Annotated in this window: 26 protein-coding genes; 15 read left to right on the top strand and 11 right to left on the bottom strand. The window is 72.0% G+C overall.

Annotated elements, in window-relative coordinates; translation table 11 throughout:
* Window positions 1–55 precede the first annotated feature (55 nt).
* The 7 genes from ACF07N_RS20530 (at window position 56) to ACF07N_RS20500 (ending at window position 5,579) form a co-directional block, all read left to right on the top strand.
* Window positions 56–904 (top strand): helix-turn-helix domain-containing protein, encoded by an 849-nt coding sequence (locus ACF07N_RS20530; RefSeq protein WP_392114803.1) that lies wholly within the window; start codon window positions 56–58, stop codon window positions 902–904.
* Between the two features lie 93 nt (window positions 905–997).
* A complete protein-coding gene (gene rimO / locus ACF07N_RS20525) occupies window positions 998–2,479 on the top strand; it encodes a 30S ribosomal protein S12 methylthiotransferase RimO (RefSeq protein WP_383337936.1) in 1,482 nt (493 codons plus the stop codon).
* Window positions 2,476–3,318 carry a CDP-diacylglycerol--glycerol-3-phosphate 3-phosphatidyltransferase gene (gene pgsA, locus ACF07N_RS20520; protein WP_392114798.1) on the top strand — a complete coding sequence of 281 codons (843 nt, stop codon included), beginning with the start codon at window positions 2,476–2,478 and terminating at the stop codon, window positions 3,316–3,318. The genes rimO and pgsA overlap by 4 nt, the downstream gene beginning before the upstream one ends.
* Window positions 3,315–3,860 (top strand): CinA family protein, encoded by a 546-nt coding sequence (locus ACF07N_RS20515; protein ID WP_383330901.1) that lies wholly within the window; start codon window positions 3,315–3,317, stop codon window positions 3,858–3,860. Before pgsA ends, ACF07N_RS20515 begins: the two co-directional genes overlap by 4 nt.
* A 109-nt stretch (window positions 3,861–3,969) precedes the next feature.
* Window positions 3,970–4,350 carry a helix-turn-helix domain-containing protein gene (locus tag ACF07N_RS20510; RefSeq protein ID WP_003993396.1) on the top strand — a complete coding sequence of 127 codons (381 nt, stop codon included), beginning with the start codon at window positions 3,970–3,972 and terminating at the stop codon, window positions 4,348–4,350.
* A 223-nt stretch (window positions 4,351–4,573) separates the two neighbouring features.
* Window positions 4,574–5,044, top strand: a complete 471-nt coding sequence (locus ACF07N_RS20505; protein WP_383330956.1) for a Dps family protein — start codon at window positions 4,574–4,576, stop codon at window positions 5,042–5,044.
* A 256-nt stretch (window positions 5,045–5,300) separates the two neighbouring features.
* Window positions 5,301–5,579, top strand: coding sequence for a hypothetical protein (locus ACF07N_RS20500; protein WP_392114794.1), 279 nt, complete (start codon window positions 5,301–5,303; stop codon window positions 5,577–5,579).
* 154 nt (window positions 5,580–5,733) lie between these two features.
* On the opposite strand, the gene ACF07N_RS20495 is transcribed toward ACF07N_RS20500, so the two are convergent.
* Window positions 5,734–6,564 (bottom strand): DNA-formamidopyrimidine glycosylase family protein, encoded by an 831-nt coding sequence (locus tag ACF07N_RS20495; RefSeq protein ID WP_392114791.1) that lies wholly within the window; start codon window positions 6,562–6,564, stop codon window positions 5,734–5,736.
* A gap of 154 nt (window positions 6,565–6,718) precedes the next feature.
* A complete protein-coding gene (locus ACF07N_RS20490; RefSeq protein ID WP_392114788.1) occupies window positions 6,719–11,758 on the bottom strand; it encodes an ATP-dependent helicase in 5,040 nt (1,679 codons plus the stop codon).
* Window positions 11,759–11,843: 85 nt separating this feature from the next.
* Here ACF07N_RS20490 and ACF07N_RS20485 point away from each other — a divergent pair, with 85 nt between their 5' ends.
* The 4 genes from ACF07N_RS20485 to ACF07N_RS20470 are packed head-to-tail and all read left to right on the top strand — an operon-like array spanning window position 11,844 to window position 13,888.
* Window positions 11,844–12,695: an AraC family transcriptional regulator gene (locus ACF07N_RS20485; protein WP_392114785.1), complete on the top strand. Its 852-nt coding sequence runs from the start codon at window positions 11,844–11,846 to the stop codon at window positions 12,693–12,695.
* Window positions 12,696–12,705: 10 nt separating this feature from the next.
* The gene (locus tag ACF07N_RS20480) at window positions 12,706–13,428 is read left to right on the top strand and encodes an AzlC family ABC transporter permease (RefSeq protein ID WP_392114782.1); all 723 of its coding nucleotides are present in this window, start codon (window positions 12,706–12,708) and stop codon (window positions 13,426–13,428) included.
* Entirely contained in the window at window positions 13,425–13,733 is a 309-nt protein-coding gene (locus ACF07N_RS20475; RefSeq protein ID WP_383330882.1) for an AzlD domain-containing protein, read from the top strand. The genes ACF07N_RS20480 and ACF07N_RS20475 overlap by 4 nt, the downstream gene beginning before the upstream one ends.
* Complete coding sequence (locus tag ACF07N_RS20470) at window positions 13,730–13,888, top strand: hypothetical protein (RefSeq protein WP_392114779.1); 159 nt, start codon at window positions 13,730–13,732, stop codon at window positions 13,886–13,888. Before ACF07N_RS20475 ends, ACF07N_RS20470 begins: the two co-directional genes overlap by 4 nt.
* On the opposite strand, the gene ACF07N_RS20465 is transcribed toward ACF07N_RS20470, so the two are convergent.
* Entirely contained in the window at window positions 13,889–14,839 is a 951-nt protein-coding gene (locus ACF07N_RS20465) for a hypothetical protein (RefSeq protein ID WP_392114776.1), read from the bottom strand. It abuts the gene before it with no gap.
* Window positions 14,840–14,919: 80 nt separating this feature from the next.
* On the opposite strand from ACF07N_RS20465, the gene ACF07N_RS20460 reads away from it, so the two are divergent.
* The 4 genes from ACF07N_RS20460 to recX all read left to right on the top strand — a co-directional run bounded on the left by ACF07N_RS20460 (window position 14,920) and on the right by recX (window position 19,292).
* Entirely contained in the window at window positions 14,920–15,114 is a 195-nt protein-coding gene (locus ACF07N_RS20460; protein ID WP_383330877.1) for a DUF3046 domain-containing protein, read from the top strand.
* A 90-nt stretch (window positions 15,115–15,204) separates the two neighbouring features.
* The gene (locus tag ACF07N_RS20455) at window positions 15,205–16,488 is read left to right on the top strand and encodes an AI-2E family transporter (RefSeq protein ID WP_392114772.1); all 1,284 of its coding nucleotides are present in this window, start codon (window positions 15,205–15,207) and stop codon (window positions 16,486–16,488) included.
* A gap of 812 nt (window positions 16,489–17,300) precedes the next feature.
* Window positions 17,301–18,425, top strand: a complete 1,125-nt coding sequence (gene recA, locus ACF07N_RS20450; RefSeq protein WP_383330868.1) for a recombinase RecA — start codon at window positions 17,301–17,303, stop codon at window positions 18,423–18,425.
* 3 nt (window positions 18,426–18,428) lie between these two features.
* A complete protein-coding gene (gene recX, locus ACF07N_RS20445) occupies window positions 18,429–19,292 on the top strand; it encodes a recombination regulator RecX (protein WP_392114769.1) in 864 nt (287 codons plus the stop codon).
* Window positions 19,293–19,365: 73 nt separating this feature from the next.
* Here recX and ACF07N_RS20440 read toward each other — a convergent pair whose 3' ends face one another.
* The 8 genes from ACF07N_RS20440 to ACF07N_RS20405 all read right to left on the bottom strand — a co-directional run bounded on the left by ACF07N_RS20440 (window position 19,366) and on the right by ACF07N_RS20405 (window position 25,793).
* A complete protein-coding gene (locus tag ACF07N_RS20440; protein ID WP_383339215.1) occupies window positions 19,366–19,752 on the bottom strand; it encodes a rhodanese-like domain-containing protein in 387 nt (128 codons plus the stop codon).
* Between the two features lie 68 nt (window positions 19,753–19,820).
* The gene (locus tag ACF07N_RS20435; RefSeq protein WP_392114766.1) at window positions 19,821–20,360 is read right to left on the bottom strand and encodes a cysteine dioxygenase; all 540 of its coding nucleotides are present in this window, start codon (window positions 20,358–20,360) and stop codon (window positions 19,821–19,823) included.
* 94 nt (window positions 20,361–20,454) lie between these two features.
* Window positions 20,455–20,526 carry a putative leader peptide gene (locus ACF07N_RS20430; protein WP_310851512.1) on the bottom strand — a complete coding sequence of 24 codons (72 nt, stop codon included), beginning with the start codon at window positions 20,524–20,526 and terminating at the stop codon, window positions 20,455–20,457.
* A gap of 108 nt (window positions 20,527–20,634) precedes the next feature.
* Window positions 20,635–22,278 (bottom strand): FAD-dependent monooxygenase, encoded by a 1,644-nt coding sequence (locus ACF07N_RS20425; protein WP_392114849.1) that lies wholly within the window; start codon window positions 22,276–22,278, stop codon window positions 20,635–20,637.
* 176 nt (window positions 22,279–22,454) lie between these two features.
* Entirely contained in the window at window positions 22,455–23,348 is an 894-nt protein-coding gene (locus ACF07N_RS20420; RefSeq protein WP_392114763.1) for an amino acid ABC transporter permease, read from the bottom strand.
* Complete coding sequence (locus ACF07N_RS20415) at window positions 23,345–24,010, bottom strand: amino acid ABC transporter permease (protein WP_392114760.1); 666 nt, start codon at window positions 24,008–24,010, stop codon at window positions 23,345–23,347. Before ACF07N_RS20415 ends, ACF07N_RS20420 begins: the two co-directional genes overlap by 4 nt.
* An 87-nt stretch (window positions 24,011–24,097) precedes the next feature.
* A complete protein-coding gene (locus ACF07N_RS20410) occupies window positions 24,098–24,934 on the bottom strand; it encodes a glutamate ABC transporter substrate-binding protein (RefSeq protein ID WP_392114757.1) in 837 nt (278 codons plus the stop codon).
* 82 nt (window positions 24,935–25,016) lie between these two features.
* A complete protein-coding gene (locus tag ACF07N_RS20405; RefSeq protein ID WP_094053832.1) occupies window positions 25,017–25,793 on the bottom strand; it encodes an amino acid ABC transporter ATP-binding protein in 777 nt (258 codons plus the stop codon).
* Between the last annotated feature and the right edge of the window lie 266 nt (window positions 25,794–26,059).

Raw genomic sequence — 26,059 nt, 5'->3', positions numbered from 1 at the left:
CCCCCCCTAGACTGAACCTCCAGCACAGGCGGCTATACGCTCGAAAGGCGCCCCCGTGTCCATCGGCAACTCCCCTGAAGACGAGCGTCCGTTCGAAGACGAGCGCGTCGAAGCAGACCGCGAGGAAGCCCGCCCCTCCATCGGCCGTGCCCTGCAGCAGGCTCGTATCGCCGCCGGGCTGACCGTCGACGACGTCAGCAGCGCCACCCGGGTCCGCATGAACATCGTGCACGCCATCGAGGCGGACGACTTCACCCCGTGCGGCGGTGACGTCTACGCCCGTGGGCACATCAGGACCCTGGCCAAGGCCGTCCACCTCGACCCCGAGCCGCTGCTCGCCCAGTACGGCGAGGAGCACGGCGGACGTCCGGCGCCGACCCCGGCGGCTCCGCTCTTCGAGGCGGAGCGCATCCGTCCCGAGCGGCGGGGCCCCAACTGGACCGCGGCCATGGTCGCCGCCATCGTCGCCGTGATCGGCTTCGTCGGGTTCACCCTGTTCCAGGGCGGCGAAGACGGCGGCAGCGAGGCGAACGTGGCCGAGGGCTCCACGCCCAGCGACTCCGCCTCCCCGACCACCAAGACCAAGAAGCCCGCCGAGACCCGGCCCGAACCGTCCGACAGCGCCATCGCCGCCGCGCCGCAGGACAAGGTGACGGTCCGGGTGGTCGCCGCCGACGGCCGCAGCTGGATCGCCGCCCGGGACCACAACAACCGGATGGTCTTCGACGGAGTCCTCAAGCAGGGCGACTCCAAGACCTTCCAGGACAGCTCCAAGATCCACCTCGTCCTCGGGGACGCCGGGGCGATCGACCTCTTCGTCAACGGCAAGAAGATCGAGGACGACTTCCGGCCGGGCTCCGTCGAGCGCCTGACCTACACGAAGGGTGACCCGGAAGCCGGGTGACGGACCCGAAAGGGTGCAGCGAGGACGGGGTTGGCCATGATCGGCCAACCCCGTCGACGTGGGGTGTCGGCGGGACGAAGTAGTCTTGAGCCCATGCCTGAACGCCGTACCGTCGCACTCGTCACCCTTGGCTGCGCCCGTAACGAGGTGGACTCGGAGGAGCTCGCAGGCCGTTTGGAGGCGGACGGCTGGCAGCTCGTGGAGGACGCCGAGGAAGCCGACGTCGCCGTCGTGAACACCTGCGGCTTCGTCGAGGCCGCCAAGAAGGACTCCGTCGACGCCCTCCTGGAGGCCAACGACCTCAAGGGTCATGGCAGAACCCAGGCCGTCGTGGCGGTGGGCTGCATGGCCGAGCGGTACGGCAAGGAGCTCGCCGAGGCCCTGCCCGAAGCCGACGGCGTGCTCGGCTTCGACGACTACGCGAACATCTCCGACCGCCTCCAGACCATCCTCAACGGCGGCATCCACGCCTCGCACACCCCGCGCGACCGGCGCAAGCTGCTGCCGATCAGCCCGGCCCAGCGGCAGGAGTCCGCCACCGAGGTCGCGCTGCCCGGGCACGCCCCGGCCGACCTCCCGGAGGGCCTCGCCCCGGCCTCCGGCCCCCGGGCGCCGCTGCGCCGCCGCCTGGACGGCTCCCCGGTCGCCTCCGTGAAGCTGGCCTCCGGCTGCGACCGGCGCTGCACCTTCTGCGCCATTCCGTCCTTCCGCGGCTCCTTCATCTCCCGCCGGCCCTCCGACGTCCTGAACGAGACGCGGTGGCTCGCCGAGCAGGGCGTGAAGGAGGTGATGCTGGTCTCCGAGAACAACACCTCCTACGGCAAGGACCTGGGCGACATCCGCCTGCTGGAGTCCCTGCTGCCCGAGCTGGCCGAGGTCGACGGCATCGAGCGCGTGCGCGTCAGCTACCTCCAGCCGGCCGAGATGCGGCCCGGCCTCATCGACGTGCTGACGTCGACCCCGAAGGTCGCGCCCTACTTCGACCTGTCCTTCCAGCACTCCGCGCCCGGCGTGCTCCGCGCGATGCGCCGCTTCGGCGACACCGACCGCTTCCTGGAACTGCTCGACACCATCCGTGCCAAGGCCCCCCAGGCCGGTGTGCGCTCCAACTTCATCGTCGGCTTCCCCGGCGAGAGCGAGTCCGACCTCGCCGAGCTGGAGCGGTTCCTGAACGGCGCGCGCCTGGACGCCATCGGCGTCTTCGGCTACTCCGACGAGGAGGGCACCGAGGCGGCCGGCTACGACAACAAGCTCGACGAGGACGTCGTCGCCGAGCGTCTGGCCCGGGTCTCGCGGCTCGCCGAGGAACTCGTCTCGCAGCGCGCCGAGGAGCGCGTCGGCGAGACCGTCCACGTCCTCGTCGAGTCCGTCGACGAGGAGGACGGCGTGTACGGCCGTGCGGCCCACCAGGCCCCCGAGACGGACGGCCAGGTGCTCCTCACGAGCGGCGCGGGACTGACGGTCGGCCGTATGGTCGAGGCGAAGGTGGTCGGCACGGAAGGTGTCGACCTGGTGGCCGAGCCGCTCCCCGGCTCGTTCGCGTCGCCTTCGTCGAGCGAGGAGGCGGGCAGATGACCGGTGTCCCGGCATCCGCGGCGGGAGGCTCCTCCGGCGCGAGGAGGACCGCCGCCGGTGCGGCGTCCGCGCCCGCGCAGGAGGCTCCCGGGGCGGTGACGGGGCACGCGGCCGTACCGCCGGCCGAGAGCGCGGCGCCGGGAGCGGGTGATCGCGAGGCGCTCGTCCGCGAGGACGCGGTGAGCGGCGGTGCGGACGCCCCGGGCGACGACAAGCCCGCGCGCGCCAAACTGACGGCCGCGGCCGTCAACCAGGCCAGCGTCTGGAACATCGCCAACCTGCTGACCATGCTCCGGCTCATCCTCGTGCCGGCGTTCGTCGCGCTGATGCTCGCGGACGGCGGCTACGACCCGGCGTGGCGGTCCCTCGCCTGGGCCGCCTTCGCCATCGCCATGATCACCGACCTCTTCGACGGTCACCTGGCGCGCACCTACAACCTGGTCACGGACTTCGGGAAGATCGCCGACCCCATCGCCGACAAGGCGATCATGGGAGCGGCGCTGATCTGCCTGTCCGCCCTGGGCGATCTGCCCTGGTGGGTGACCGGAGTGATCCTCGGCCGGGAACTGGGAGTCACCCTGCTGCGTTTCCTCGTCATCCGGTACGGCGTCATCCCCGCCAGCCGCGGGGGCAAGCTCAAGACGCTCACGCAGGGCATCGCCGTGGGCATGTACGTGCTGGCGCTGACGGGATGGCTGGCCACGCTGCGGTGGTGGGTGATGGCCGCGGCGGTCGTGCTCACCGTGGTGACCGGGCTGGACTATGTGAAACAGGCCATTGTGCTGCGCCGGCGGGGAATCGCGGCGCGCAAGGCCGCGTTGGAGGAGAAGGAAGCGTGAGTTCCACGGCCGCCGACGTGGTGCGACTACTGACCGTGAAGGGTGAGACGCTGGCCGTCGCGGAGTCGCTGACCGGTGGTCTCGTCGCGGCGGACATCACATCGGTGCCCGGGGCGTCCAAGGTCTTCCGGGGCTCGGTGACCGCCTACGCCACCGAGCTGAAGCAGCAGCTGCTCGGTGTCGACGCCACCCTGCTGGCGGCGCGTGGAGCGGTGGACGCGCAGGTCGCGGCCCAGATGGCGGCCGGCGTCCGCAGGGCGCTCGGCGCCGACTGGGGCATCGCGACCACCGGCGTCGCCGGACCCGAGCCGCAGGACGGCCAGGCCGTCGGGACGGTGTTCGTCGCCGTGGACGGGGCGTTCGCCCCGGATCCCGGTTCTGCCGGCGGCGGAAAAGTGGAGGGTCTGCGGTTGAACGGCGACCGCGCGGAAATTCGTAGAGAGAGTGTACGGAGCGTACTCGCACTGCTCCTGAAGGAGCTTGCGGGCGAACAGACCGGGAATGAGCGGGCACAGGATACGGAACGGAACGGGGGGTTTTGATGTTTGCAGCCCTGAGTGAACACGACATCGCTCCCCGCACGGCCGCGGCGCAAGGCGGTACGGTGGGGCGTAATGGATGCGGCTACGCGGTCCGAGGAGGGAGCCACCGATGATTCTGCTCCGTCGCCTGCTGGGTGACGTGCTGCGTCGGCAGCGCCAGCGCCAGGGCCGTACTCTGCGCGAAGTCTCCTCGTCCGCCCGAGTCTCACTCGGCTATCTCTCCGAGGTGGAGCGGGGGCAGAAGGAGGCTTCCTCCGAGCTGCTCTCCGCCATCTGCGACGCGCTGGACGTACGGATGTCCGAGCTCATGCGGGAAGTGAGCGACGAGCTCGCCCTCGCCGAGCTGGCCCAGTCTGCTGCGGCCACCCCCAGCGAGCCTGTGCCCACGCCGGTTCGGCCGATGCTGGGCTCCGTCTCGGTGACCGGTGTGCCACCGGAACGGGTCACGATCAAGGCGCCCGCCGAGGCGGTGGACGTCGTCGCCGCGTGACGCCCCGCGCGTACGTGGCATGAACGAGCGGCGCCCCTCGGGCGCCGGGATGTGGTGAGGCCCCGGCCGGGGTTCTCCGGGAGATCCGGAGGAGTGTCGGCCGGGGTTTTCGCTTGTCCGCGCGGAGGTCCGGTCACCTGGTCCGTTTTATGTGCGTTTGCCCGTGTGGCGTACGGCCGTCATCGTTGAGGGGATGACCGGGGAACAGTCCACGGAGGTGCGGATGTACGTCGTGAAGAGCCCGTTGTCGGACGCGAGCCTGAAGACCGTGTCCGAAGCGCTGCAGGGCGCCCTGGTCGATCTGGTGGACCTCGCCCTGGTGGCCAAGCAGATCCACTGGAACGTGGTGGGGCCGCGCTTCCGGTCCGTGCATCTCCAGCTCGACGAGGTCGTCGACACCGCGCGGACGTTCTCCGACACCGTGGCCGAGCGTGCCGCTGCGCTGGGCGTGCCGCCGGACGGCCGTGCCGCGACGGTGGCCGTCGGCAGCGGGATCGGGGTGACTCCGGAGGGCTGGGTGGACGACACGGCCGCCGTGCGGACGCTCGTCGAGGCGCTGGGCGCGGTGATCGCGCGGATGCGGGAGCGGGTCGAGGCGACGGGGGAGCCGGACCCGGTGAGCCAGGACATCTTCATCCAGATCACGGCGGCCCTGGAGAAGCATCACTGGATGTTCCAGGCCGAGAACGGGTGACCGGCGCGGGCGCCGCGGCGGGGTCCGCTGCGGGCGCCGGTACTGCCGTGGGTGTCGCTGCTCGGGGCGGCGGGGGGTGCGGTGTGCCTCGGGGCGGGGTGGGATGCAGTGCGCCCGGGTGGGGTGGCGTGCGCGGTCCGGCTGTGTGCGGTCCGGCTGTGCGCGGTCCGGCTGTGTGCGGTGCGTCTGTGTGCCGGTGGTGCGCCCTGTGCGGGTTGCTGGACACCCGAATAGCGTCGGGCCGGAGGTGGCGGCCATGGCGGGGATAGGGCGCCGGGGGGTGCGGGGCTGGAGGGCTCGCGGGATGGTGCTCGCGTTCGGACTGGGAGCGCTGTGGTGGTGGGCCGTGGTGCGGCTGGTCGTGGCGCCCGGGGCCGGCGTGCTGGAGGCGACGGTCGCCGCCGGGGGGTGGGGGCTGAGCGTGCTGCCGGTCCACTGTGTGCCCAAGGGGAGGGCCAGTGGGGTGGTGGTCGGTGCGGGGCGGTTGCGGAGGGCTTTGGGGGTGGGGGCGCGGGGGGTGCTCAGGCGGGGGTGAACGTCCGTAGGGGTGGGGTGGGATGGGGTGGAGTGGGGCAGGCGTGCCGGGGGCGTGTCACCAGAGGGTCGCCACATCCCCGTTCGGGTGAACGATCGCACCATCCAGGGGATCGCGGCCAGGACGCCCGGCGCCGCCGCTGTCTGCCGGGTCGTCAGCCGGTCGCGTCGCGGCGGATGCTGCGGGCGGGGACCGGTGCCGGGCCCGGCTGGCATGTCGGGCACCAGTACGTGGGGCGTTCCCGGGAGCCGTCGCCCTGTTCGGCGACGCGGATCGGCGTCCGGCAGCGCCGGCAGGGGCGGCGGGCGCGGCCGTACACGAAGAGGTCCTGGCCGCGGAGGCCCGTCGTGTTGCGGATCGGGCGTTCGCGGTTCGCGTCCAGCAGCTTCTTGGCGAGTGCCGGAAGCTTCGCCGCGCGGTCGGCGGGCAGTTCCCCCGCGGGCAGCCACGGGGTCACGCCGAGCAGGAAGCAGAGCTCGCTCTTGTAGACATTGCCGATGCCGGCGAGGTTGCGCTGGTCGAGCAGGGCCTCGCCGAGCTCGCGGGCCGGGTCGCGAAGGACGTTGGCGAGGGCCTGGTCGGGGTCCCAGTCCGGGCCGAGGAGGTCGGGCCCGAGGTGGCCGACCGCGCGGTGTTCGTCGGTGGTGCGCAGCAGTTCCAGGACGGGCAGGCGATAGCCGACGGCCGTGCGGTCGGTGGTGCCGAGGATCGCGCGGATCTGGTGGCCGGGGCCGCCGCTCCAGCGCTGGCCGTTCGCGTACACCTTCCAGGAGCCGTCCATCCGCAGGTGCGAGTGGAGCGTCAGGCCGCCTTCGATGCGGGTCAGGAGGTGTTTGCCGCGCGGGGTGACGTCCAGGACCGTACGGCCCGTGAGGTCGGCGGTGGCGAAGCGGGGGACCCTGAGGTCACTGCGGATCAGCACGTGACCCGCGAGGGCGTCGTGCAACCGCTTCGCCGCCTGCCAGACCGTGTCTCCTTCGGGCATGGGTCAAGGGTGGCACGTCGGCCGTGCACATGGCCGGTGGGGCCTGCGGGGCGAGGGATCTCCTTCCGGGGCGTGGCCGAAGGCGTGGGCGTGGGGCATGGCTGTGGGCGTGGGCGTGGGCGGTGGGCGTGGGCGGTGGGCGTGGGCGTGGCTGTCAGGCGCGCAGGCGAAGGCCTCGGGGTGTGGCGATGAAGCCCGCTCGCTCCAGGAGTGTGCCGATGGGGGACGTGAGTGCCTGGGCGCCGTTGACGCGCTCCACGGTCACCGTGCCGAGAGAGCCCGCGCGGGCGGCCGCGGCCAGGGCCTCCGCCGCCGTGTGCAGGCGGGGATCGTCGCCGGGGTCGCCGTCAGGGTCGGTGGCCCAGGCGAGGAGGGTCTTCCCGCCGCGCTCCATGTAGAGCGTCAGCTCACCGTCGACGAGCACCACCAGGGAGCCCGCCTTGCGGCCCGGCTTGTGCCCGGCGCCGGACGGAGGTTCGGGCCAGGGCAGGGCCGCGCCGTACGCGTTCGCCGGATCGGCGGCGGCGAGGACGACGGCCCGGGACGCCTCCGTGCGGGCGCGGCGGCCGGAGAACCCGGAGTCGGCGGTCCGGCCTCCCTGCTGCCATGGCGGGGCGCCCTGCGGCGCGTAGCCGCGGGGTGAGATCCAGTCGCCCGGGCCCGGCTCGGGGGGCTCGTAGGGGGAGCCCGCGCCGGGGAAGCCGTCGTGGCCCGGGTCGTCGGTGTGGTCGGTGGAAGGCGCCGAGTCGTCAGGCCCGGCGAAGTCGTGAGCCGGGAAGGGGTCGCGGTCGGGGCCGCCCGGGAAGGGGGCGGCATCAGGGCCCGGGCCTGCGTACGGGCCCGAACCTGAGGCTGGGTACGGGCCGGAGCCCGGATAGGGGCCGGAGCCCGGGTACGGGGCTGAGCCCGGGGGCGGGGTGGAGCTCGGCGGTGAGCCCGGGAAGGTCTCGCCGCGGTCGCGCGCGTTGGACACCGCCCGCAGCCGGTCCACGGCGCCGTCCATGGCGAACTGCGCCGCACCGAGCCCCTCCACCACATAGCCCCGGCGGGCCTGGCCGCTCTCCTCGAAGACGGACAGGACGCGGTAGGTCGCCGAGAAACCGCCCTCGACTCCCTCCGCCGCGACCGCGCCCCTGGTGACCACGCCGTGCCGGTCCAGGAGGGTGCGCGCCAGGGCGTGGGCCCGCACGGTGGGATCGGCCTCGTGCGAGGGCAGCAGCGACCAGCGCCCCGCGACGGTCGGCGGGCCCGAGCGTGACGCCGTCCGGGCGGCGGCCGTCAGCGAGCCGTAGCGGCCGCGCGGCACCGCGCGCTTGGCGCGGTGGGCCGTGGAACCGGCGGTGCGGCCCGAGCCGAGCAGGGAGCGCAGGGGGGTGAGCGTGTCGTTGGTCAGACGGCCCGACCAGGCCAGGTCCCACAGGGCGTCGGCCAGCTGGGGATCCGTCGTCTCGGGGTGGGTGGTGGCACGGACCTGGTCGGCGATCTGGCGGAAGAACAGGCCGTAGCCGCCGGAGAGCGCGTCCAGGACGGACTGGTGGAGCGCGGTCAGCTCCAGGGGGTGCGGGGGCGGCAGGAGCAGCGGGGCGGCGTCCGCCAGGTAGAGGGAGACCCAGCCGTCCTTGCCGGGGAGGGAGCCCGCCCCGGCCCAGATCACCTCGCCCGCGGCGGTGAGCTCGTCCAGCATCGCCGGCGTGTAGTTCGCGACCCGCGACGGCAGCACCAGCTTCTCCAGGGCCGACGCCGGCACGGACGCGCCCTGCAACTGCTCGACGGCACGCACCAGACCGTCGACGCCGCGCAGGGAGTGCCCCTTGCCGATGTGCTGCCACTGGGGCAGGAACTGGGCGAGCGCGGCCGGGGGCACCGGCTCCAGCTCGTGCCGCAGAGCGGCGAGGGATCGGCGGCGCAGCCGGCGCAGTACGGCCGCGTCACACCACTCCTGGCCGATCCCGGCCGGATGGAACTCACCCTGCACGACCCGTCCCGCCGCGGCGAGCCGCTGAAGTGCGCCCTCGGTGACGGCGACGCCCAGACCGAAGCGGGCCGCGGCCGTGGCCGACGTGAACGGGCCATGGGTGCGGGCGTAGCGGGCGAGGAGGTCGCCCAGCGGGTCCTTGACGGGCTCGGTGAAGGCCTCGGGGACACCGACCGGCAGGGCCGTGCCCAGCGCGTCGCGCAGGCGGCCGGCGTCCTCGATGGCCGCCCAGTGGTCGCCGCCGGCGACGCGGACCCGGATGGCGCGGCGGGCACCGGCCAGCTCCTCGGCCCACCGCGGATCGGCACCCCGTTCGGCGAGCTCCGCCTCCGTCAGCGGCCCGAGCATGCGCAGCAGGTCCGCGACCCCCTCGGCGTCCTTGACGCGGCGGTCCTCGGTGAGCCACTGCAGCTCCCGCTCCAGCTCGGTCAGCACCTCCGCGTCCAGCAGCTCGCGCAGCTCCGCCTGGCCGAGCAGCTCCGCCAGCAGCCGGGAGTCCAGCGACAGGGCGGCCGCCCGGCGCTCGGCGAGGGGGGAGTCGCCCTCGTAGAGGAACTGGGCGACGTAGCCGAACAGGAGGGAGCGTGCGAACGGGGACGGCTCGGGGGTGGTGACCTCCACGAGGCGGACCTTGCGGGACTCCAGGTCGCCCATCAGCTCGACCAGCCCGGGGACGTCGAAGACGTCCTGCAGGCACTCCCGGATCGCCTCCAGGACGATGGGGAACGAGCCGAACTCGCTCGCCACCTGCAGCAGCTGGGAGGCACGCTGCCGCTGCTGCCACAGCGGGGTGCGGCGGCCCGGGTTGCGGCGGGGCAGCAGCAGCGCCCGGGCGGCGCACTCGCGGAAACGGGAGGCGAACAGGGCCGAGCCGCCCACCTGGTCGGTGACGACCTGGTCGACCTCGCCCTTGTCGAAGACGACGTCGGCGGCGCCCACCGGGGCCTGCTCCGCGTCGTACTCCCGGCCCGCCTTCACCGGCTCCTGGTCCAGCAGGTCCAGGCCCATCAGGTCGGCGTCCGGAAGGCGCAGCACGATGCCGTCGTCGGCGTGCATGACCTGCGCGTCCATGCCGTACCGCTCGGAGAGCTTCGCCCCGAGCGCGAGCGCCCAGGGGGCGTGCACCTGCGCGCCGAAGGGCGAGTGCACGACCACGCGCCAGTCGCCCAGCTCGTCGCGGAAGCGCTCCACGACGATCGTCCGGTCGTCCGGGATGTGACCGCAGGCCTCGCGCTGCTCGTCCAGGTACGACAGCACGTTGTCCGCCGCCCAGGCGTCCAGCCCGGCGGCGACCAGGCGCAGGCGGGCGTCCTCCTTGGACAGCGAGCCGACCTCGCGCAGGAACGCGCCCACCGCCCGGCCCAGTTCGAGCGGACGGCCCAGCTGGTCGCCCTTCCAGAAGGGCAGCCGGCCCGGCACGCCCGGGGCGGGGGAGACCAGGACGCGGTCGCGGGTGATGTCCTCGATGCGCCACGAGCTCGTGCCCAGTGTGAAGACGTCGCCGACACGGGACTCGTAGACCATCTCCTCGTCGAGCTCGCCGACCCGGCCGCCGCCCTTCTTCGGGTCCGACCCGGCCAGGAAGACCCCGAACAGACCGCGGTCGGGGATCGTGCCGCCGGACGTGACGGCGAGGCGCTGGGCCCCGGGGCGGCCGGTGATCTCTCCGGTGACGCGGTCCCACACCACGCGCGGGCGCAGCTCGGCGAAGGCGTCCGACGGGTAGCGGCCGGCCAGCATGTCCAGGACCGCCGTGAAGGCGGATTCCGGGAGGGAGGCGAAGGGGGCGGCCCGGCGGACGGCGGCGAGGAGGTCGTCGAACTGCCAGGTGTCCATCGCCGTCATCGCGACGAGCTGCTGGGCCAGGACGTCCAGGGGGTTGGCGGGGACCTTGAGCGACTCGATGGCGCCCGTGCGCATCCGCTCGGTGACCACCGCCGCCTGGACCAGGTCGCCCCGGTACTTCGGGAAGACCACGCCGGTGGAGACAGCGCCCACCTGGTGCCCCGCGCGGCCCACGCGCTGGAGTCCGGACGCCACCGACGGGGGCGACTCCACCTGGACGACGAGGTCGACGGCCCCCATGTCGATGCCGAGCTCGAGACTCGACGTGGCCACGACCGCCGGGAGACGGCCCGCCTTGAGGTCCTCCTCGACCAGGGCGCGCTGCTCCTTGGACACCGAGCCGTGGTGGGCCCGGGCGATGACCTGGGGTGCGCCCTGGGCGGCTCCGGAGCCGCCCATCAGCTCGGCCGGGGAGTGGTGCTCGTCCAGGGGTTCGCCCGTGGCCCGCTCGTACGCGATCTCGTTCAGGCGGTTGCACAGGCGCTCGGCGAGGCGGCGGGAGTTCGCGAAGACGATCGTGGAGCGGTGGGACAGGACGAGGTCGGTGATCCGCTCCTCCACATGCGGCCAGATCGACGGGCGCTCGGCGCCCTCCGAGCCCTCCGACACCGGAGAGCCGCCCAGCTCGCCCAGGTCCTCGACGGGGACGACCACGGACAGGTCGAACTCCTTGCCCGACTCCGGCTGGACGATCTCCACCTTGCGGCGGGGGGAGAGGAAGCGGGCGACCTCGTCCACCGGGCGGACCGTCGCGGACAGGCCGATGCGGCGGGCGGGCTTGGGGAGGAGGTCGTCCAGCCGCTCCAGGGAGAGCGCGAGGTGCGCGCCGCGCTTGGTGCCGGCGACCGCGTGCACCTCGTCCAGGATGATCGTCTCCACGCCGGTCAGCGCCTCGCGCGTGGCCGACGTCAGCATCAGGAACAGCGACTCCGGGGTCGTGATCAGGATGTCCGGCGGGCGGGTCGACAGGGCACGGCGCTCCGCCGCCGGGGTGTCCCCGGAGCGGATGCCCACCTTGATCTCGGGCTCGGGCAGACCCATCCGCACCGACTCCTGGCGGATGCCGGTCAGCGGGCTGCGGAGGTTGCGCTCGACGTCCACGGCCAGCGCCTTGAGCGGTGAGATGTACAGGACGCGGCAGCGCTTCCTCGGATCGGCCGGGGGCGGGGTGGAGGCCAGCTGGTCCAGCGCGGCCAGGAAGGCGGCCAGGGTCTTGCCGGAGCCGGTGGGGGCCACGACCAGCACGTCCGAACCCTCGTGGATGGCCTGCCACGCCCCGGCCTGGGCGGTGGTGGGCGCGGGGAAGGCTCCCGTGAACCAGGCGCGGGTCGCGGGGGAGAAGCCGTCGAGGGGGCCGGGCGTTGTGCTGACCATGCGTCCATCGTGCACCCCGGCACTGACAACGGGGCGCCGGACGCCCGCCCGGCCCCGGTTCCGGGGCCGGGCGGGCGTCCGGACAATGGAAGGCATGAGCGAGCGCGCACGGCACTGGCAGTACGACGAACTGCCCGGGGTGGATCTGCTGCGCGCCCGGTACGTGCGCAAGACCTTCGTGCGCCACACCCACGAGAGCTTCGTGATCGCCGCCATCGCCGACGGCGTGGAGGTCTTCCACCACGGCGGGGCCGACCAGTACGCGGGCGCGGGGGCCCTCGCGCTGGTCAACCCGGACACGCCGCACACCGGGCGCGCCGGGGTGCCCGAGGGATGGCGCTACGGGGCCGTGTATCCGTCCGTGGACGTGGTGACGGAGATCGCGACCGAGACGACGGCCCTGCGGGGGACGCCGGGGTTCGTCAGCCCGGTGGTGCAGGATCCCTACGCCGTCGGGCTGGTGCACCAAGTGCTGCGGGCCGCCGACGAGGGCAACGCGCTGGCCGCCGACACGCTGCTGCGGGTCGCCGTGACCAGGCTGCTCCGGTCGAACGGCGGGCCCATGCCGGAACGCGCGGTGCGGACGGCCGGGGCCGCGACGGCGGCACGCGCGCGTGGTGTGCTGGAGGAGCGGATGGCGCGGCCGCCGAGTCTGGAGCAGCTGGCGAGTGATCTCGGGACCAGCCCCTTCGCCCTGCTGCGGGCGTTCCGGGACACCTACGGGATGCCGCCGCATGCGTGGCTCACCGACGCGCGGGTCCGCAGGGCACGGCGGCTGCTCGACGCGGGGACGGCGCCTGCGGAGGTCGCGGTGGCCGTGGGGTTCACGGATCAGCCGCACCTCAACCGGCACTTCAGCCGGATCGTCGGAGTACCTCCGGGCGCGTACCAGCGGGAGCGCAAGAACGTACAAGACCGGCCGAGCGGCCGGCCGTAGTTTTCCGTGCGTGGCAGAAACGACAGCTTTGCAGGATGCGGAAGCCGGCGGGAAACCGGACCGGGCCGTCGTACGGGACGCTCTGGGCGTCGGGGTGGCCGTCGGGCTCTCCGGGTTCGCCTTCGGGGTGACGTCGGCCGGCAGCGGACTCAGCTTGTGGCAGACCTGCGCGCTCAGTCTCCTGGTCTTCACCGGTGCGTCCCAGTTCGCCCTCGTGGGGGCGCTGGCGGGCGGGGGCAGTCCGTTCACGGCCGCCGCCGGGGCGTTCTTCCTGGGTGTGCGCAACGCCTTCTACGGCCTGCGGCTGTCGCAGGTGCTGGCCCTCCCGCGCGCGGTACGCCCGTTTGCCGCCCAATGGGTGATCGACGAGACGGCCGCAGTGGCACTGGCCCAGCCCACGCGGCGCACCGCACGGATCGGGTTCTGGGTGACCGGACTGAGCCTGTACGTGCTGTGGAACCTCACCACGCTGCTCGGCGCCCTGGGCGCCGAGGCCATCGGGGACACCGACGCCTGGGGCCTGGACGCCGCGGGGCCCGCCGTGTTCCTGGCGTTGCTCGCGCCCATGCTGAAGACCGGCACGGAGCGGGCCGCCGCCGGGCTCGCCGTGCTGCTGGGGCTCGGGCTGCTGCCCGTCCTGCCCGCCGGAGTGCCGGTGTTGCTGGCCGCGCTGGCGGCGCCCGCCGTGCTGTGGGCGGACGGCCGGCGCCGGGGACGGGAGGCCGGGCGGTGAACATCTGGATCGCGATCGCGGTGACCGTCCTCGGCTGCTACGCCGTCAAACTCGCCGGGCTGCTGGTGCCCGCCGGCGCCCTGGAGCGGCCCCTCGTCAAGCGCCTGGCCGCCCTGCTGCCCGTCGCGCTGCTCGCGGCCCTCACGGCCCAGCAGACCTTCGCCGACGGGCAGACGCTGGTGCTGGACGCGCGGGCCGCCGGGCTCGGTGCCGCAGCCGTCGCGCTGCTGCTGCGCGCGCCCTTCCTGATCGTCGTCGCGGCGGCCGTGGCCGTGACCGCGGGGGTGCGGTTCCTGGGAGCGTGAATCGGGCGATCCGCTGGGGTGCGGGCCGTGTGGGCCGGCACCAGGTGCTGGTCCTGGACAGCCGCGACCTGGCCACGGATGCCCTGGTCGGCCTGCTGGCCCGGGGGCGTCAATCAGGGGATCTGCGGCGGGCGGTGCGGGCCCTGGGGGTGTGATCAGGCGAGGGCCCGGCCATGTGCGCCGAGGGTGCGCAGCGCCTCGATCGTCACGATCGCACGCGCCTCCAGCGCCGGGGCCGGGGCCCACCGGTGCCGGCGGCGGACCGGCCAGCCGCCGTCCTCGCCCTGCTGGGCCGCGAGGTGATCAAGGGAGCGGGTCATCTCCTCGTCCGTGAACCACGCGCGCGCGAGGGAGTGCGGGGTCGGCGCGTAGTCGTACGGCAAGCGGCGCTCCACCGGGGCGTCTTCGGGGGACACCGGCTGCGTGTCCGGATCGTCGTCGGGGTCCAGTGTCACGAGGCCCTGCGCGCGCACCAGGCGGCCCAGCCGGTCGGCGGCGGCCTCCGCGCGCGAGCGGTCCGGGGCGGCGTCCAGGAAGGCCAGGGCGGCCTCGATCTCGCACGGGTGCGCCTCGTCCAGGGACTCGACCGCCTGCCAGCAGAAGTCCGTGGCTCTGAAGAGCCACGCGTGCCACACGTCGTTGCGGTGCAGCAGTCCCACGACGGGCCCGGTGGCCAGGAGCTCGCTGGGCGGGTCGGCCACGACCGGCACGAACGGTGCCGCGGGATAGCCGCGCTGACCGGGGTGGACCGCGGGGAGCGCGCCGTCCGCGGTGGAGACGGACGTCAGGTAGCGGCACACGCGTTCCACCCGCTGGCCCGCGCAGCGTCCGACGGCGTCCAGGACGCGCAGGGCACGGGCGGTGTGCAGCGGCTGGCTGACCGGGCCGCGCAGGTCGGGTTCGAGGGCGTGGCCGTACCCACCGTCCCCGTTGCGGTAGGCGTCCAGGGCGGTCTCCACCGGGTCGGCGGGACCGCCGCGGAAGTGGTGGGTGAAAAGGTGTTGCTCCAGCACGCGCGCGGTGAGCCAGACGAACCGTTCGGCGCGTCCCACGGGGGTGCGCTGCGGGGGCGTCGGGGGGAGTGCGGATGCTTCTGTTGCGGCCATGGGACCGACCGTAGGACGCGTGCGGGTGCGCGCAGGCGGTCCCGGCTCAGGCCCACCCCCAGGGGCGGGATACTGGAGTCATGCGGTTGACGGTCTTCTGGCAGCGGATGGCGGAGCACTTCGGTCCGGGCTACGCCGACACCTTCGCGCGCGACCACGTGATGTCCGAGCTGGGCGGGCGCACGGTGAACGAGGCGCTGGAGTCCGGCTGGGCGGCCAAGGATGTATGGCAGGTGGTCTGCTCGGTGATGGACGTGCCCCGGGAGAAGCGCTGACCCCTGCCGCCGGGCCGCGCCGGTCGCCGGTCCGACACGAAGATCGCAGGCGGGCGGACGGCTGTCGGTGGCGTGGGCGAGACTTGGTCCGTGGCACCCACTGACGAGACCGGGCAGACAGCCCCGCAGTCATCCCCGTTCGGCACGACGCCGCCCACCCGGCCCCCCGCCGGCGGGGCCGCCGGGCCGAACGGCCGCATGCCGCGCTGGCTGCCGCGCGCCATGGTGCTCGCGCTCGCGCTCGTCGCCGTCTTCCAGCTCGGCAGCTGGGCGTTCCACCAGCTCACCGGCCTGCTGATCAACGTCCTCATCGCGTTCTTCCTGGCTCTCGCCATCGAGCCCGCGGTGAGCTGGATGGCCTCGCGCGGCATGCGCCGGGGGTTCGCCGCGTTCGTCGTGTTCATCGGCGTGGTGATCGTGGCTGCGGGATTCGTCACGCTCCTCGGGTCCATGCTCGCCGGCCAGATCATCAAGATGGTCGAAGGGTTCCCGGACTACCTCGACTCCGTCATCAACTGGGTCAACGCGCACTTCAAGACCGACCTCAAGCGCGTCGACATCCAGGAGGGACTGCTCCGCTCCGACTGGCTGCGCAACTACGTGCAGAACAGCGCCACGGGCGTCCTCGACGTGTCCGCCCAGGTCATCGGGGGCCTTTTCCAGCTGCTGACGATCGCGCTGTTCTCGTTCTACTTCGCCGCCGACGGACCGCGGCTGCGCCGCACCATCTGCTCCGTCCTGCCGCCCGCCCGGCAGGCCGAGGTGCTGCGCGCGTGGGAGATCGCCGTGAACAAGACCGGCGGTTACCTGTACTCACGCGGCCTGATGGCCCTGATCTCCGGCATAGCCCACTTCGTGCTGCTGCAGTTCCTCGACGTGCCCTACGCGCCCGTGCTCGCGGTGTGGGTGGGTCTGGTGTCGCAGTTCATCCCCACCATCGGCACGTATCTCGCGGGCGCGCTGCCCATGCTGATCGCGTTCACCGTGGACCCCTGGTACGCGCTGTGGGTGCTGATCTTCGTCGTCATCTACCAGCAGTTCGAGAACTACGTGCTGCAACCCAAGCTGACCTCGAAGACCGTCGACATCCACCCCGCCGTCGCGTTCGGCTCGGTCATCGCGGGCACCGCGCTCCTCGGCGCCGTCGGCGCGCTGATCGCCATCCCCGCCATCGCCACCCTCCAGGCCTTCCTGGGCGCGTACGTGAAGCGGTACGACGTCACGGACGACCCCCGGGTCCACGGCCACCGGCGGGGCGAGGGACCGGGCCTGCTCACCCGAGCGCGGGGGCTGTGGGCGGCGCGGCGGCAGGGGGAGGGGCGGCAGGGAGAGCCGCGGCCCACGGACGAGGAAGCCGGACCGGACGGCTCCTGAGCCGCCGGATGGCGTCGGCGCCTGGGGGAGGCCGTCACGCGCCTGCGGGATGTCGTCCGTGCCTGGGGGATGTCGTCCGTGCCTGGGGGCGGCCATCGGTGCCTGTGGGATACCGAGCCGTGCCTCCTCTCGGGTCGCGGCCCGGAGCAGGCTCTCCCGCTCGTCGGGACGGAGCGGTTCGGCGAGCGGCGTCCCGTCGTCCAGCAGGGCGCGCAGCAGGTCGGCGTGGTCGGCGAAAACCGCGCGGCACCGCGCGCGTTCGGGGTGGTCGCGGTCGCTGCCGAGGAGCCGGACGGCGCGCTCGTCGCCCTCGTCCACGGGGTGCGAGAGTTCCGCGACCACGAGCAGCAGTTCCAGCAGTGCGGACCGCACGGGTACCTCGGGATCGGCGGTGAGGCGGATCAGGTACGGCAGGGCCGCCGACATGGCCGGGCCCATGCGGAAGACACCGTCCATGAGGACGGTGCAGAGCACTCTCTCGGCCTCGGTGGCTGCGCTCCCGCTGCGTCGATCCGGCACATCCGGCTGCTCCCGCGCATGGGCCGCGCCTGTAGGGGGCACGGTACTCCCGCTCGGCCGGCAGGAGCCGTGGACCTGAGCCGCGGGTGCCGCGTGGTGCGCTTGACACGAAAATCGAACATCTATTCTTATGGGGGCACCGGCCAGGCTCAACGACGGGCGATTCGACGTAGTTTGGGTGGAGAAGTGCCCGAGTTATCCACAGGCCGGACGTGCGTCGAGGCGCATTGTCAGTGGCAGGCGTTAGCGTCTTTGACGTGAAGCGATCGACTCAAGCAAATCGGGTGGAACCCATGGCAGGAACCGACCGCGAGAAGGCCCTGGATGCCGCGCTCGCACAGATTGAACGGCAATTCGGCAAGGGCGCGGTCATGCGCATGGGCGACCGGACCCAGGAGCCCATCGAGGTCATCTCGACCGGATCCACCGCCCTGGACGTGGCCCTCGGCGTGGGCGGCCTGCCCCGCGGCCGCGTCGTGGAGATCTACGGACCGGAGTCCTCCGGTAAGACCACCCTGACCCTCCACGCGGTGGCGAACGCGCAGAAGGCCGGCGGCCAGGTCGCCTTCGTCGACGCGGAGCACGCGCTCGACCCCGAGTACGCGAAGAAGCTCGGCGTCGACATCGACAACCTCATCCTCTCCCAGCCGGACAACGGCGAGCAGGCCCTGGAGATCGTGGACATGCTGGTCCGCTCCGGCGCCCTCGACCTCATCGTCATCGACTCCGTCGCCGCGCTCGTGCCGCGCGCGGAGATCGAGGGCGAGATGGGCGACAGCCACGTGGGTCTGCAGGCCCGCCTGATGAGCCAGGCCCTGCGGAAGATCACCAGCGCGCTCAACCAGTCCAAGACCACCGCGATCTTCATCAACCAGCTCCGCGAGAAGATCGGCGTGATGTTCGGCTCCCCGGAGACCACGACCGGTGGCCGGGCCCTGAAGTTCTACGCCTCGGTGCGCATCGACATCCGCCGCATCGAGACCCTGAAGGACGGCACGGAGGCGGTCGGCAACCGCACCCGCTGCAAGGTCGTCAAGAACAAGGTCGCGCCGCCCTTCAAGCAGGCCGAGTTCGACATCCTCTACGGCCAGGGCATCAGCCGCGAGGGCGGCCTGATCGACATGGGCGTGGAGCACGGCTTCGTCCGCAAGGCCGGCGCCTGGTACACGTACGAGGGCGACCAGCTCGGCCAGGGCAAGGAGAACGCGCGCAACTTCCTGAAGGACAACCCCGACCTGGCCAACGAGATCGAGAAGAAGATCAAGGAGAAGCTGGGCGTCGGCGTGCGTCCCGAGGCGCCGGCCGCCGAGCCGGGCACCGACGCCGCGGCCCCCGCCCCGGCCGACGCGGCCCCGGCCGTTCCCGCCCCGGCGGCGGCCAAGGCCACCAAGTCCAAGGCCGCCGCAGCCAAGAGCTGACCCGTGACACGACGAACCGACTGGGCGGAGTACGAGTACGCCGCTTCCGGTGCCCCACGGGGGAGGGGCACCGGAGGAGAGACGGGCTCGGCCATGGCCGGGGAGGACACGCACGAGGACTACGGGTCGTACGGGGGCGACCGGCTGCACGGGGGCAGCGGTCGGCACGGGGACGAGACACCGCGCGGGGACGAAAGACCGTACGGAGAGGAAAGACCGTACGGGGGAGGCACTCCCAGGGGCGACTCGCGTGGCGGCGGGACGCGCCGGGGGCGTGGGCGGCGCCGGCGTGACGTCGGTGAGGCGGCCGGTGCCGAGGACGGAGGTGCCCTTTCCTCGTCGAGGGCCGAGCAGGAGGCGCCTCCGGGGGACCCGGTCGAGCAGGCCCGGGCGATCTGCCTGCGCCTGCTGACCGGGACCCCGCGGACGCGCAAGCAGCTGGCCGATGCCCTGCGCAAGCGGCAGATCCCGGACGAGGCCGCGGAGGAGGTGCTGTCACGGTTCGAAGAGGTCGGCCTGATCAACGACAGTGCCTTCGCCGACGCCTGGGTCGAGTCCCGTCACCACGGCCGGGGACTGGCCCGGCGGGCGCTCGCCCAGGAGCTGCGCACGAAGGGCGTCGACTCCACGCTGATCGACGCGGCCGTCTCCCAGCTCGACTCCGAGCAGGAAGAGGCGACCGCACGGGAGCTCGTCGACCGGAAGCTGCGCTCCACCCGTGGGCTCGACCGCGACAAGCGGCTGCGCAGACTCGCGGGCATGCTCGCCCGCAAGGGCTACCCGGAGGGCATGGCACTGCGCGTGGTCCGGCGGGCGCTGGAGGAGGAGGGCGAGGACCCGGACTTCCCGGTGAGCGAGGAGTTCTGAGCCGGCGCCGGCCGACTCGTCCCCCGCTCGTACGCGCCCTCGTACTCCCCCCTCACTCCTACTGACCTCCGGTTCACTCCACCGGAAGTTCCGCCCTGCGCCAGGCCTGGAACCCGCCGACCAGATCGGTGGCCCGGTGCAGTCCTAGCTGGTGCAGGGACTGCACGGCCAGACTGGACGCGTAGCCCTCGTTGCAGATCACGATCACGCGCAGGGCGTGACTCGTGGCCTCGGGCAGACGGTGACTCCCCTGCGGGTCGAGGCGCCACTCCAGTTCGTTGCGCTCGACGACGACGGCACCCGGGATGAGCCCGTCGCGTTCGCGCAGGGCGGCGTAGCGGATGTCCACCAGCAGCGCCTCACCGGCCCGGGCGGCCTCGTACGCCTCCGCTGGCTCGACCCGCTGGTAACCCGCGCGCACGCGCTCCAGCAACTCGTCGATCCCGACGGGAGGTCGCACCTCGTCGTGCGCGGAGCCAGGGGTGTCCGCGCCGGGGGTGTTCGCGCCGGGCGCGGATCCGGGGACGCTCACTGCCAGTCCTCCGGCCGCTCCACCTGCTCCAGGCGCAGGATCGGCCCACTGCGGCTGTAGCGGCGGATCTGCGGCAGCGGCGGGTAGTAGGCGTGGACGGAGACGGCGTGCCGGTCGCGGGACTCGTTGAGCACCTCGTGGACGTGGTGGCGTCCGAAGGCGCGCCCCTGACCGGCCGGCAGCCGGCGTTGCCGGTCCACGCCCTCGGTGAGCTCCAGGGTCTTCCAGCCGTCGGTGGGCAGCCGCGCGGCGAGCGAGTTCTCCTTCAGCTCGCCCGACGCGGTCAGGAAGGCGCCGACGGAGTCGGCGTGGTCGTGCCAGCCGGTGCCTGTGCCGGGCGGCCAGCCGATCAGCCAGGCCTCGCTGCCGCCGGGGCCGTCCAGCCGCACCCAGGTGCGGCCCTCCGGGTCGAGCGGCAGGGAGGCGATCAGCGCGCTGTCGGCGGCCGTGCGCCGGACGAAGTCGTAGAGGTCCGCCTGCGTGGGAGCCGGACGGACGGACGGGGCAGAGGAGGTCGCGGAAGGGGGTACAGACACGGGTGCCGTCCTGGAGATCCTGATGAGGGTTCGCGAAAGGGCGCGGCAGCCGACGCGGAGAGGGGGCGGCGCGCGCGGGAAGAGGAAAGCGAAGTCAGCAGGACGGGCGACACACGCAGCCCGCATAGCGGAGGAGATCCATATGGACCCTCCGCCACAGGCGCACACAGGTGTCGGTCACGCACCGGAGTACACCATGGCCGCCCGGACCGGTCAACTCACTGTCACCATGCGGACGCACCGTGACAGTGAGGTCGTCACTCCCGTGCCGGCATCAGGGCGAACCGGCCGAAGCACCCGCCCCGGCCTGCGCCTGCGCCTGTGTTCCTGCCTGCGCCTGTGCCTGCTCCTCGGCGGGTCCGCCGACCGCGGCCTCGGCCGCCGCGTGCAGGTCCTCCGGGCGCACCCCGCCCAGTGCGGTGACGAGGTGGCCGTCGGGGCGTACGAGGAGCACGGTGTGGGCGGCGGCGCCCGGATAGCTCTCGGCGACCAGCAGCTCGGCGCGACGCGGCAGGGCCGCCACGGCAGCCGCCAGCCGGGGCATGATGCCCGCCCGGGCCCAGTGCTTGCGCTCCCACACGCCCGTACCCGGCGCGATCAGCACCACGAGCAGCGCGCCCCGGCCGAGCCGGTCGCGCAGCCGCACGAAGGTGCCGTCCTCGGCGGTGACCCGGACGTCGGTGACCGCGGCTCCGGGCGGTGTGTCGACGGGCACCTCCCCTTCGAGGGGCCCGGGTGCGAGCGGTGAATCGGCGTACGCCCCCGGCGCGCCGAGCTGGCCCTGCCCCAGGTGACCGTCCGTGAGGAGTGTGTCGTGTCCCCGGGACGAGCCGGGGACGTAGGAGCGCAGGCCTCCGCCGCCGCGCAGGAGTGGCAGTGCCTGGTCGGCGGCGCGGAGGCGGGCGGCGACGACGGCGCGGCGTTCGGCCTGGTAGCTGTCGAGGAGCGCCTCGTGCGGACCGTGGTGCCAGACCAGGGCCAGTTTCCAGGCGAGGTTGTCGGCGTCGCGCAGGCCCTCGTCCAGACCGTGCGTGCCGAGGGCGCCGAGCAGGTGGGCCGCGTCACCGGCGAGGAAGACGCGGTCGGCGCGCCAGCGGCGGGCCAGCCGGTGGTGAACCGTGTGGACGCCGGTGTCGAGGAGTTCGTACGGCGGGGTCGTGCCGCCCGCCCAGCCGGCCAGGGTCTCCCGGATGCGGGTCAGCAGCAGTTCGGGGGTGACCAGGTCCTTACCGGGCGGCAGGAGCCAGTCCAGGCGCCAGACGCCGTCCGGCAGAGGCCGTGCGTTGATCTCGCCGGCCGACGGGCCCGACGTGCGCCACGGCGGCATGCGGTGCAGCAACGCTTCGTTGTGCCAGGGCAGTTCCGTGCGCAGGGCCGCTACGGCGTGACGTTCCACCGCCGTACGGCCCGGGAAGCGGATGTCCTGGAGCTTGCGCACCGTCGAGCGAGGGCCGTCGCACCCGACCAGGTAACTGCCGCGCCAGTAGGTGCCCTTCGGGCCGCGGGTGTGGGCCGTGACGCCCGAGGGCTCCTGTTCGATGTCGTCGAGGCGGCTGTCCACGGCGATCTTCACGAGCCGTTCCTCCGCGAGGGCGGCGCGCAGGATGCCGGTCAGGTCGTGCTGGGCGATGTGCAGCGGGATCGGCTCGGAGCCGTCGAAAAAGACCTCGCGCATCACCTGCTTGCGCCGCACCGACCGCCATCCGGCCCACTGGACGCCGACCTGGTCCAGGGGTACGTCGGTCAGCCGTTCGATCAGGGCGGCGGTGTCCTCACGCAGGACGACGGTCCGTGCGGCGCGGGGTTCGTCCTTGCCCGGGCCCTCGTCGAGGACGACGCACGGCACCTCCTGACGCGCCAGCGCCAGGGCGAGCGTGAGCCCGACGGGCCCCGCTCCGACGATGATCACCGGGTCCACGGCGCGGCGCCCCCTGCCCGTGGTGTTGTCCTGAGAGACGTAGGTGAACACGAAGGTGGAGCAGGGTGCACGATCACAGAACGTATGCAACCTATTGCGGGTGCTTGCGTCAAGTGACCAGGGGCAGTGGCGATCATGCCACTGCCCCTTTGTGTGTCACGCGAGGTGAGAGAGCGTCAGGCGGCCGCGCCGCCCCCGCCCGCTGTGCCTCCGGTCGCCAGATCGTCCACGCCTACCACCGCACCCGTCGACTTCTTGGCCCGCCGCAGCCGCCGCTCCAACCAGCTCGCGAACGACGTGAGGGCGAAGTTGAGCGCGATGAAGATGACGGCCACGACCGTGAAGCTGGCGATCGTGTTGGCGCCGTAGTAGCCGCTCATCGTGTTCGCGGAGGCGAGCAGCTCCGAGTAGGTCAGGACGGCACCACCGAGGGCGGTGTCCTTCACGATGACGACGAGCTGGCTGACGATGGCCGGGAGCATAGCGGTGACCGCCTGCGGCAGCAGGATGAGCCGCATCTCCTGGTTCTTACGCAGGCCGATCGCCATGGCCGCCTCGGACTGGCCCTTGGGCAGGGACAGGATGCCCGCCCGGACGATCTCGGCGAGGACCGAGGCGTTGTAGAGCACCAGACCCGTGACGACCGCGTACAGGGGACGGTCGTCGGACGAGACGTTGGTGTACTCGGCGAACAGAGCGAGCCCGAAGATCATCAGGATCAGCACGGGGATGGCGCGGAAGAACTCGACCACAGCTCCGGCCGGAATCCGGATCCAGGCGTGATCCGACAGCCGGGCGATGCCGAAGATCGCACCGAGCGGAAGCGCGATGACCACGGAGAGCGCCGCGGCCTTGAGCGTGTTCTGCAAGCCCGGCCAGATGTACGTCGTCCAGGGCTCGGAGCTGGTGAGGAACGGCTCCCACAGGACCCACTCCAGCTGGCCCTTCTCCTCGAGCGTGCTGAACAGCCACCACAGCACGGCCGCGAGGGCCACCAGGAAGAGGACCGTGAACAGGATGTTGCGCCGCTTGGCTCGCGGGCCCTGGGCGTCGTAGAGCAGGGAACTCATCGCTTTACCGCCACCTTCTTGCCCACCCAGCCGAGGATCAGGCCGGTCGGCAGCGTCAGCACCACGAAGCCGAAGGCGAAGATCGCCGAGATGAGGAGCAGCTGCGCCTCGTTCTCGATCATCTCCTTCATCAGCAGCGCCGCTTCCGCCACACCGATCGCCGCGGCCACCGTGGTGTTCTTCGTCAGAGCGATCAGGACGTTCGTCAGCGGACCGACCGCCGAGCGGAACGCCTGCGGCAGGACGACCAGCCGCAGCACCTGCGAGAAGCTCAGGCCGATCGCGCGGGCCGCCTCCGCCTGTCCGACGGGCACCGTGTTGATGCCGGAACGCAGCGCCTCACACACGAAAGCTGAGGTGTAGACGATCAGGCCCAGCACGGCGAGCCGGAAGTTGGCCGTCTCCGACCTGTCGGCGCCGAGGGTGATGTTCAGCGTCTGGTACAGACCCAGCGACGTGAACAGGATGATCACGGTCAGCGGGATGTTCCGCACGATGTTCACGTAGGCGGTCCCGAAACCGCGCATCAGCGGCACCGGGCCGACGCGCATCGCCGCCAGCATTGTGCCCCAGATCAGGGAGCCGACGGCCGAGAGCAGGGCGAGCTGCACCGTCGTCCAGAAGGCTCCCAGGATGTCGTAGTCACTCAGAAAGTCGAACACGATCTCCCGCGCTTCCGCGTATAGGGATGCCCCGGTGCGCCGCCCCGAAGGGCGGCGCACCTGTCAGGCGTTGCCTCAGCTGCTGCGTCAGCTCTTGATGTCACCGATCTTCGGCGCGGGCTCGTTCTTGTAGTTGGCCGGGCCGAGGTTCTCGTCCACGGCCTTCTGCCAGGAGCCGTCGGCGACCATGTCCTCGAGGGCCTTGTTGATGTCGGCCTTGAGTTCGCTGCCCTTCTTGACTCCGATGCCGTAGTTCTCGTTGGTCATCTTGAAGCCGCCGAGCTTGAACTTGCCCTTGAACTGCTCCTGGGCCGCGTAACCGGCGAGGATCGAGTCGTCGGTGGTCAGCGCGTCGATCGCCTTGTTCTGCAGGCCGGTCAGGCAGGCCGAGTACGTCGGGTACTGCTGCAGGTCGGCCTTGGGCGCCAGCTTCTCCTTGACGTTCTGCGCCGAGGTCGAGCCGGTCACCGAACAAAGCTTCTTGGCGTTGAGGTCCGAAGGCGCCTTGATCGAGTTGTCGTCCGCGCGGACCAGTACGTCCTGGTGGGCCAGCAGGTACGGGCCGGCGAAGTCGACCTTCTCCTGGCGCTCCGGCGTGATCGAGTAGGTCGCGGCGATGAAGTCGACGTCACCACGCTGCAGCATGGTCTCGCGGTCGGCGCTCTTCGCTTCCTTCCACTCGATCTGGTCCTCGTTGTAACCGAGCTTCTTCGCGACGTACGTGGCGACGTCGACGTCGAAGCCGGCGTAGCCCTGCGGCGTCTTCTGGCCGAGGCCGGGCTGGTCGAACTTGATGCCGACCGTGATCGTCTTGTCGCCGCCGTCCGAACCGCTGTCGCCGCCGTTGTCACCACCGCACGCGGTGGCGGTGAGAGCGAGGGCGAAGACGGTGGCCGAGGCGGCGGTGACCTTGCGGAGCTTCATCGTGAACATCCTTTGGCTGGTGAAGAGATGCGGACCCTCAAAGGGCGGGCGACGCGGTGCGCGTCCGGCGCGACGCGTGCCGTCAGTGGTGCAGGATCTTCGACAGGAAGTCCTTGGCGCGGTCGCTGCGCGGATTGCTGAAGAACTGGTCGGGCGCAGCCTCCTCGACGATTCGGCCGTCCGCCATGAACACCACGCGGTTTGCCGCCGATCGTGCGAAACCCATCTCATGGGTGACGACGATCATGGTCATACCGTCGCGGGCGAGCTGCTGCATGACCTCCAGCACCTCGTTGATCATCTCGGGGTCGAGCGCGGAGGTGGGCTCGTCGAAGAGCATCACCTTCGGCTCCATGGCCAGGGCCCGCGCGATGGCGACGCGCTGCTGCTGGCCGCCGGAGAGCTGTGCCGGGTACTTCTCGGCCTGCGCGCCCACGCCGACCCGGTCGAGCAGGGCACGGGCCCGCTCCTCGGCCGCCTGCTTGTCCTTCTTGCGGACCTTGATCTGGCCGAGCATCACGTTCTCGAGCACGGTCTTGTGCGCGAAGAGGTTGAAGGACTGGAAGACCATGCCGACGTCGGCGCGCAGCTTCGCCAAGGCCTTGCCCTCCGCGGGCAGCGGCTTGCCGTCGATCGTGATCGAGCCGGAGTCGATCGTCTCCAGGCGGTTGATGGTGCGGCACAGGGTGGACTTGCCGGACCCGGAGGGCCCGATGACCACGACGACTTCACCGCGTGCGATCGTCAGGTCGATGTCCTGGAGTACGTGCAACGCGCCGAAGTGCTTGTTGACGCTCTTCAGGACGACCAGTTCTCCGGTCGCGGCCACATCTTCCTTGGCCACCGATACTTCGGTCATCGCTCTCAGGCTCCGTCCTCCTCGGTTTCGGAGGACAGTAGTAACCCTCTACGACCTGCGTCATTACATCTGAGGGGAATCTGAGCATCACGATCCGATAGCAATCGGACACATGTCGTAGCACTTGTGAGCAGCGCTCATACCAGCCGGGTAACGGAAGCCCTCAGCAACCGGAACCCTCTTGACGCCGTCCTCATCCATCGGCGTGACTGCACAGGGTGCACGCGCGCGCGTGCACGCGTTTTTGTACACATTCAGATCGTACG

It is taken from the genome of Streptomyces sp. NPDC015242 (genome assembly GCF_043079125.1).
Lineage (GTDB): Bacteria > Actinomycetota > Actinomycetes > Streptomycetales > Streptomycetaceae > Streptomyces.
The sequence above is the reverse complement of the archived record's forward strand: the minus strand, read 5'-3'. Positions and strand labels throughout refer to the sequence as shown.